Annotated in this window: 10 protein-coding genes and 1 pseudogene; 7 read left to right on the top strand and 4 right to left on the bottom strand. The window is 69.9% G+C overall.

Going from position 1 to position 7,858, the window contains the following annotated elements; genetic code table 11:
* A partial coding sequence (locus JHC79_RS21925; RefSeq protein WP_296394873.1) for an aminoacyl--tRNA ligase-related protein occupies nucleotides 1-878 on the bottom strand: 878 nt, incomplete at its 3' end.
* Between the two features lie 54 nt (nucleotides 879-932).
* Nucleotides 933-1,364 carry an ankyrin repeat domain-containing protein gene (locus JHC79_RS21920; RefSeq protein WP_296394871.1) on the bottom strand — a complete coding sequence of 144 codons (432 nt, stop codon included), beginning with the start codon at nucleotides 1,362-1,364 and terminating at the stop codon, nucleotides 933-935.
* Nucleotides 1,365-1,409: 45 nt separating this feature from the next.
* Between JHC79_RS21920 and JHC79_RS21915 the strand changes: the two genes are divergently transcribed.
* The 3 genes from JHC79_RS21915 to JHC79_RS21905 are packed head-to-tail and all read left to right on the top strand — an operon-like array spanning nucleotide 1,410 to nucleotide 3,416.
* On the top strand, nucleotides 1,410-2,576 hold the full coding sequence (locus tag JHC79_RS21915) for a septum formation family protein (RefSeq protein ID WP_296394869.1): 1,167 nt from the start codon (nucleotides 1,410-1,412) through the stop codon (nucleotides 2,574-2,576).
* Between the two features lie 4 nt (nucleotides 2,577-2,580).
* On the top strand, nucleotides 2,581-2,931 hold the full coding sequence (locus JHC79_RS21910) for a metallopeptidase family protein (RefSeq protein WP_296394867.1): 351 nt from the start codon (nucleotides 2,581-2,583) through the stop codon (nucleotides 2,929-2,931).
* Nucleotides 2,932-2,936: 5 nt separating this feature from the next.
* Nucleotides 2,937-3,416: a hypothetical protein gene (locus tag JHC79_RS21905; RefSeq protein WP_296394865.1), complete on the top strand. Its 480-nt coding sequence runs from the start codon at nucleotides 2,937-2,939 to the stop codon at nucleotides 3,414-3,416.
* A 12-nt stretch (nucleotides 3,417-3,428) separates the two neighbouring features.
* Here the strand turns inward: JHC79_RS21905 and JHC79_RS21900 are convergent, their stop codons facing one another.
* Entirely contained in the window at nucleotides 3,429-4,085 is a 657-nt protein-coding gene (locus JHC79_RS21900) for a histidine phosphatase family protein (RefSeq protein ID WP_296394863.1), read from the bottom strand.
* Nucleotides 4,085-5,008, bottom strand: coding sequence for a prephenate dehydratase (gene pheA, locus JHC79_RS21895; RefSeq protein ID WP_296394861.1), 924 nt, complete (start codon nucleotides 5,006-5,008; stop codon nucleotides 4,085-4,087). The genes JHC79_RS21900 and pheA overlap by 1 nt, the downstream gene beginning before the upstream one ends.
* 100 nt (nucleotides 5,009-5,108) lie before the next feature.
* On the opposite strand from pheA, the gene JHC79_RS21890 reads away from it, so the two are divergent.
* The 4 genes and pseudogenes from JHC79_RS21890 to JHC79_RS21875 all read left to right on the top strand — a co-directional run.
* Entirely contained in the window at nucleotides 5,109-5,879 is a 771-nt protein-coding gene (locus JHC79_RS21890; RefSeq protein WP_296394859.1) for a DUF2470 domain-containing protein, read from the top strand.
* 40 nt (nucleotides 5,880-5,919) lie between these two features.
* Nucleotides 5,920-6,735 (top strand): CPBP family intramembrane glutamic endopeptidase, encoded by an 816-nt coding sequence (locus JHC79_RS21885; protein ID WP_296394856.1) that lies wholly within the window; start codon nucleotides 5,920-5,922, stop codon nucleotides 6,733-6,735.
* Nucleotides 6,736-6,803: 68 nt separating this feature from the next.
* Entirely contained in the window at nucleotides 6,804-7,520 is a 717-nt protein-coding gene (locus JHC79_RS21880) for a cutinase family protein (RefSeq protein WP_296394853.1), read from the top strand.
* A gap of 40 nt (nucleotides 7,521-7,560) precedes the next feature.
* Nucleotides 7,561-7,858, top strand: a pseudogene (locus JHC79_RS21875) (hypothetical protein); the annotation flags it as partial.

Raw genomic sequence — 7,858 nt, 5'->3', positions numbered from 1 at the left:
TCGGCCTCGGCGTCCTCGGGCTTGCAGTAGACGAAGCCCTCGACCTTGTCGAACTGGTGCACGCGGATGATGCCGCGGGTGTCCTTGCCGTAGCTCCCCGCCTCGCGTCGGAAGCAGCTGGACCATCCCGCATAGCGTTTCGGCCCCGACGACAGGTCGAGGATCTCGTTCATGTGGTAACCGGCCATCGGCACCTCGGACGTACCGACGAGGTAGAGGTCGTCGTCGGGGAGATGGTAGATCTCCGAGGAGTGCGCGCCGAGGAACCCGGTGCCCTCCATGACCTCCGGGCGAACCAGGACCGGCGGGATCATCATCGTGAACCCGTTGGCGGTCGCGAGTCGCGCCGCGAGTTGCAGCAGCGCCAACTGCAGCAGGGCGCCGTTCCCGGTGAGGAAGTAGAAGCGCGAGCCGGAGACCTTGGCACCACGCTCCATGTCGAGCAGCCCGAGGGACTCGCCGATCTCGAGGTGGTCCTTCGGGTCGGCGATGTCGGTGGGCTCACCGACGTGCTCGAGGACCACGTAGTCGTCCTCGCCGCCGGCGGGCGCCGGGTCGGAGACGATGTTGCCGATCGCCCGGTGTGCCGCGGTCATCGCGGCCTGCGCCTCGGCCTCGGTGGTCGAGGCGGCCTTGACCCGGTCGGCGAGTTCCTTGCCCTGAGCGAGCAGCGCGGGCCGGTCCTCGGCGGAGGCCTTGCCGACCTGCTTGCCGAGGGTCTTCTGCTCGGACCGCAACGCGTCCGCCTCGGCGATGGCGGCACGACGCGACGTGTCGGCGTCGAGCAGGGTGTCGACGAGTCCGGGGTCCTCCCCACGCTTGCGCTGAGAGGTGCGTACCAGGTCCGGGTCGTCCCGCAGAATCTTGAGGTCGATCACGCGCAAAACCCTACCGGTGTGGGGCACCACGGGTTCGCGGCGCCGCCGGTCGGGTCAGTCGCTCAGCTCGGGCGGGGTGGACCAGAGCGTCGCGTAGTCCTCACGGCCGAACATGACGGCCGCGTCGCGGGCGGTGGGCGTACCCGCGTCCGGGCTCGCACCCGCCGAGACCAGCGCCCGCACCACCTCGTCGTGCGACTTGAACACCGCACCCGCCAGTGGCGTCTGGTTCTTGTCGTTGGGTCGATCGACGTCGGCGCCGAGCCCCAGCAGCGCGGCGACCGCCTCGGCGTGCCCGTGATAGGCCGCCAGCATCAGGAGGGTGTCACCGGTCTGGTTGGTCAGGTTCACCGGCACACCGGCCTGCACATACGACACCAGCGAGGCGGTGTCGCCGGAGCGGGCCATGTCGAACAGGCGGCCGGCGAGCTCGGCGAGCTCCGGGTCGTCGGCGGCGTCGGGACGGTTGGCGTCGTCGAAGCTCATGACTCCACTATGACCCCCGGGAGCGAGCAGGCATCATGGACGTCGATGTCCACACCCTCCGACCCCACCGAGCCCGAACCGCGCGATGCCCGTTCCGACGACGCGCCGGGCACTCCCGACGCCGCGGAGACGCGACCGGGCGTGGCGCACCGGTTCGGATGGCTCCGGGCCCATCCCCTGCGCACGGTCCTCGCGGCCATCGTGCTGGGCGCGATCGTGTGCGGCGGCATCGTGTTGCTCACCAATTCCGACTCCGACACCGGCGCCGTCGCGAAGACCGACATCGGCGCCGCGGAACGCGGTCCGGCGAAGAACGCGTTCAACCAGTCCGTCGCAGGCGACTGCCTGACCTGGCCGGCCGGCAACCCGGGCAAACCCAGCAAGATCGGGTGCGGCGGCGAGCATCTGTTCGAGGTGGCGGGCGCGATCGACACCAGCGTCTACCCGGGCAGCCAGTTCGGCAAGAGCGCCCCGTGGCCCGGCACACAGCAGTTCGTCGCCCTCCGCGACCAGAACTGCCCGGCGCAGGTCCGTTCGTACCTGAACGGACGGTTCGACCCGAACGGGCGGTTCTCGGTCGGGATGATGTACCCCTCCCAGGCACAGTGGGACGACGGTGAGCGCACCCTGCGGTGTGGGGTGCAGTACACGAACTCCGCCGGTGAGCTGATGCCGTTCCTCGGCCGCGTCGCCGATCAGGACCAGGCGCTGCAGTGGGCGCCCGGCACCTGCATCGGCATCAACCAGCAGACCCGACAGCCCACCGACCCGGTCGACTGCGCCGAACCGCACGCCTTCCAGGTCACCGGCCTGGTGAACCTGGGCACCCGGTTCGGTGCAGCGGGTTCGGGTCGCGCCTGGCCCACCGTCGCCCAGCAGAACGCCTATCTGACCTCGACCTGCCCGGGCATCACCAACACCTTCCTGGGCGGGCGGGCGGCGTTCACCAAGTCCACCCTCAACGTGCAGTGGTCCACCGTCAGCCAGGTCAGCTGGCTGACCGGCACCCGCACCGCCGTCTGCTACGTCGGCCTCCCCGACGACAAGGGCTTCGCGACACTCGTCGGCGACGCCAAGGGCGGACTGCTCATCAACGGCAAGGTCCCGGTGCCACCGCCGGCCGAGCCCCCGGGTCGCCTCAACCCGACCCCGGTGCCCAACGCACCCGGTCTGGCACCGAATCCCACCGAGCTCCCCGCCCCGGTCGGCTGAGTCGATGCCGGTCTCGATGACCGAGCGCGAGTTCGAAGATCTCGTGTCGGACGCGCTGGACACCATCCCCACAGAGCTCGCCGAGGCGATGAACAACGTCGTCGTGCTTGTCGACGGTCACCATCCCGAGGAGCCCGACCTGCTCGGTCTGTACGAGGGTGTCGCACTCACCGACCGCGACACGATGTACGCCGGTGCGCTGCCCGACACGATCACCATCTATCGCGAGCCGCTGCTGCAGATGTGCTCGGACCGCGACCAGGTGGTCGACGAGGTGGCCATCACCGTGGTCCACGAGATCGCTCACCACTTCGGCATCGACGACGCCTGGCTGCACGCGCACGGCTGGGGCTGAGACCAGTGGGCCGTCCGCACGCCATCTGCGTTCTCGCCGTGGCGATGGTGGCGTCAGCGGCCTGCGGTGACGACGCCCGCCCGTCTGCCCCGCCGACACCGCCGTCCACGACCGGCACGCAGTCGTCGGATAGCGACGGTCCGTCGTCCACTCCGGTCACCGCACAGCGAGACGAGCTCGTCACCGCCGTCGACGCCTACGTTCGTGCCCGCAACGGCACGGATCGCGAGGCCTACCGTGAGTCGATGTGTGCGTCGGTACGCGATTCCGCCGCCACCCGACGCCCCACCACCGAGGTGACGGTCGATCGCATCGAGAACGTGCGCGTCGATGGCCTGACCGCCACGGTCACGGTGGACCTGAGCTATCCCATCTCGCAGGACGAGACCGTCGGCCCGGTTCGCGGAGTCCAATGGATCTTCCTCCGCGAGGGCGGTGACTGGAAGCAATGTTCTCCGCCGGCTTTTGGACGCCCGAACGGCTGACAGGTGGGCCCCTCAGCCCATCGGGTCGCTGGTACCGGTTCCCTCGGTGGGACGCGTCGGGATGTCGCCGCCCCAGTGCACGCAATCCCACGACCCGCTGCTGTGGCTGAGTTCGATCGAGCCGGTGTTGGGCAGGGCGTGCTCGAGTGCGTAGTCCTCGTCGACCTTTGCCAGATGCGCGGCGACCAACCGGATCGCCGCACCGTGGCTCACCACGTAGATGTCCGGCGCCTCCGGGTCGGTCAGGTGCGTGGCGCGCAGCCGCTCGATCACCGGCAGGTAGCGGTCGAAGAGCGTGTCGAGGGTGTCGCTGTTGCCGATCGACAGGTCGGTCTTCCCGGCGTACCACTGCTTGATCAGGTCGGCGAACCCGTCGACGGACGGCTTGTCGTTACGGTCCTCGAGGTCACCGACCTGTACCTCCTCGATGTCAGCGATAGGCTGCGCCTCGATGCCCCAGACCGAACCGATGAGGTCGGCGGTCTCGCGGGCGCGGCGGGCGTACGAGCAGTACAGCGCGGCAGGCGCGGCGTTGCGCCGCTCCAACGCGAACCGCACAGCCTGGCGCGCACCGAAGTCGGTGAGCCCGGCACCGGGTAGGCGGGTGTCCAGGCGCGACATGACGTTCGAGGTGGTCTGGCCGTGTCGGACCAGGTGCAGGGAGCCCATCAGTTCTCCCCGTTCCGCAACGACTCGACCCACGCCAGCGACGCGCTCTGGTCGGGGGGAGCCGCACCGTTGCCGCGGGCGGCGGGCCAGGATCCGAGGAAGGTCACGGTTCGAGCGTAGGCATGCAGCGCGGCGAGTGCCTCGGCCATCGCCGCGTCGTCGATGTGACCCGACGCGTCGAGATAGAAATAGTAGCCACGCTCGCTACGCCGTGGCCGGGACTCGATGCGGGTCAGATCGATTCCGCGACCGGCGAACTCGCTCATCGCACGCATGAGCGACCCCGGCTCGTTCTGCAGGTCGAGGACAACCGACGTCCGATCGTCCCCGCTGCGGGGCGGAACCGGAGCGGGTCGCCCCAGGAGCACGAAACGGGTTGTCGCATCGGCGGAATCGGCCACGTCGTCGGCCACGACCCTCAGCTCGTGCATCCGGGCGGCCAGGGCGGTGGTGAGCGCGGCATCGGCCCGGCCCTCGGAGACATCGGCGGCGGCCGCGGCATTCGACGCCGCCGGGACGATCCGAGCCGACGGGTAGAGGCGTTCGAGGCTCTCGCGGGTCTGACCCGCGGCGACCGGATAGGCCGCGATGGTGCCGATCTCGACGGTGTCGGCCCGGGTCGCGACGGTGAAGGCGATGTCGAGGACGGTCTCGGCGAAGATCTGCACCCGAGCGCCCGCGACGAGCGCGTCCATGGTCGCCGGCACGGCGCCCTCGACCGAACTCTCCATCGGCACACACCCGAAATCGACGGCGCCGGAACGCACCAACTCGATCACCGCAGGCGGGCTGGTCGCCGATCGGCGCGTGACGTCGGCGGCGATCTCGGGGTATCCGATGGCGGGGACGGAGTGATCGAGCAGTCGGTCCAACGCCATCTCGGTGAACGTCCCGGACGGACCGAAGTAGGCGATGACGGACATTTGGTCAGACTAATGCACCGTTTGCCAGGCCCCGGATTTCAGTTTAGGTTAGGGTTACCTTAATCAACTTTCGATCGCTCCTACCACGACGAGGTACGCCATGGCCGAGACCATCACCGCCCGCCCGACCGACGCCGAGTCGATCCGCACGGCGTGTATGCGGGTCACCGCGGCGATGGTCGCGATCGAGGGCGCCGAACCGTCCCCGGTCACCATGGTCCACCTCTTCGACGGTCAGGCGTTCCTGCTCATCGGATCCGACACCGCCGCCATGGCCGCGGCCGCCGAGACCAACGATCCCATCGCCGCGATGATCGAGGTGACCGACTGCGCGCCGATCGAACTGCGCGAGCCGGTCCGGTCGCTCATCTGGCTCAACGGCACGCTGCACAGGGTCCCGGCCGACCTCGAGCGCGACCTGGCCATGGAGATCGCCACCGACCACCCGTCCGACGAGCTGCTCGACCTGGGGCACGGATCGTCGATGCTGCGGGTCCAGCTCAGCGGCGCGGTCATCGCCACCTCGGCAGGCGCCGCGGCGGTCAGCGCCGAGGAACTGACCCGCGCCGTCCCCGACCCCTTCTGGGAGAACGAGGCCGACTGGATCTCCCACCTCGACTCCGAGCACTCCGAGTTGGTCGTGCAGATGTCGCGACGGCTGCCGCCGTCCATGCGCACCGGTCGCGTCCGCCCGCTGGGCATCGACAGGTTCGGCATCCGCTTCCGCGTCGAGGCCGACTGCGGCGACGGTGACCGCGATTCCGACGTGCGGCTGTCCTTCGACCGCCCGGTGACCGACGTGGTGGAGCTGTCCAAGGCGTTGCGCGCCCTGGCCGGTTGCCCGTTCCTCAACAGCCTGCCCGCCGAGTAGGCCCCACCCGCCCGGGCTCGGCGTCACTACGCTGGCCGGGGTGTCGACCTCCGGAATCCGAGCGCTGCTGACGCCCGCGCGTCCATCGGACATCGCCGTGGTGACCGATCGTCGACAGCGCCGGGTCATCGGCGTCGAGATCGTCATCGTCCTGATCCTGACGTTCGGCATGTCCGGGATCTACGCGATCTTGTCGCTGATCGAGGACGAGCTGCGTTCCGGCGGCATCGGCAACCAGACCATCGCGCTGAACCAGTCCACGTCGGCGGTCGACCTGATCGACCTCATCCGACAGATCCTGTCCGCGACCCGCCTCTTCGCGATCGCCGCGCTCGCGGTGTACCTGCTCTACCGCAGCGGGGTCGCCCTCTCGCGCGCCGGCGTGAACCGCGCGGTCACCCGCCGCGACGTCGGGTGGGGTGCGGCGTTGGCGGCGGGGATCGGACTGCCCGGCCTCGCCCTCTACGTCATCGCCCGCGAGCTGAACATCAACGCCCAGGTGCTGCCCAGTGACCTCACGGAGACGTGGTGGCGACTACCCATCCTGGTGCTGTCGGCGATCGGAAACGCCGCCGCCGAGGAACTGCTCGTCGTCGCCTACCTGATCACGCGGCTGCGGCAGCTGGGGTGGTCGGAGAACCGGTCGCTGCTGGCGTCGGCGCTGCTGCGCGGGAGCTATCACCTCTACCAGGGCTTCGGCGGGGGCCTCGGCAATGTCGTCATGGGCCTGGTCTACGGCCGGTTCTACCAGGTCACGTCGCGCGCGTGGCCGCTGGTGATCGCCCACGCGTTGATCGACAGCGTCGCGTTCGTCGGGTTCGCACTGCTGCGCGACCGGCTGGGTTGGTTGACCTGAGCACGAACCATGAACCGAAAGCGACCGGAGTCGTGACCCACGGCCTCGACGCCCCCTACGATACGAGCATGCTCAAACGATTGTTGGTCACGGTTCTGTGCGGCTTCATCGCTTCCACCGGCCTCGCCCTGGCCACCACCACCTCGCAGGCCTCGGCCGCCCCCGCCTGTTCCGACGTCGCGGCCGTGTTCGCCCGCGGCACCGCCGAGCCGGCCGCACCGCTGGGTATCACCGGCGTCTCCTTCGTCGAGGCGTTGCGCTCGCAGCTCCGGGGCAAGTCGCTGTCGGTGACCGGCGTGAACTACCCCGCCAGCGCCAACTTCGGCAACCGTGTCGCCTTCGGTGCCACCGTCATCAACGGTGTGCGCGCCACCCAGGACAAGATCAAGTCCATCGCCCGCACCTGCCCGCGGACACGCATCGTCGTCGGCGGCTACTCGCAGGGCGCCGTGGTCGCGCAGTACGCGGTCAGCCCCGGCGTCACCCTGCCCGCCTCCTACGGTCGCTTCGCGCGCGACGTCCCACCGCCGCTGCCCACCGCGGTCGCCCGCAACGTCGCCGCGGTCGTGCTCTTCGCCACCCCGTCGGCACGCTTCCTGCGCGATGCCGGCGCCCCGGTCGTGCGCGTGTCGCCGCAGTACCAGGCCAAGACCATCCGCTACTGCATCGCCGGTGACAACATCTGCAACGGTGCCCGCCTCGCCGGACCCAACGCACTGCACGTCCTGTACTCGGTGAACGGCGACACGATCAACGCGGCGCGCAAGGTCGTCGGGCGCCTCTAGTTCCCGCTCTCGTGCGGCGACGCTCCGTACAGTCGTGGCTGTGAACGAGCAGGACGGGCCCTTCATCCGGCGTCCCGGTGGGTCCGGCCCCGCCCCCGGCGATCCACGCGGCCCCGAGCGGCGTCGCGTGGTGCCGGGGCAGCCGTACGACCCACCACGGGCGTGGTCACAGTCCCCGGACGACCGCGGCGGGCGGTCCGAACCGCCCCCGCCCGGCCGGTACGCACCCCGCCAGGAACCGGAGCCGTACCGTCCCGACCGCGGTCCGGTACCGCCGCCTCCCGGTCGCGACCGGCGTCCGGCCGACCCGGGCGGGTTCCGACGCCCGCCTCCCCCAC

The sequence above is a fragment of the Williamsia sp. genome (genome assembly GCF_016462415.1).
Taxonomy (GTDB): domain Bacteria; phylum Actinomycetota; class Actinomycetes; order Mycobacteriales; family Mycobacteriaceae; genus Williamsia_A.
This window is presented reverse-complemented; position numbering and strand designations above follow the sequence as displayed.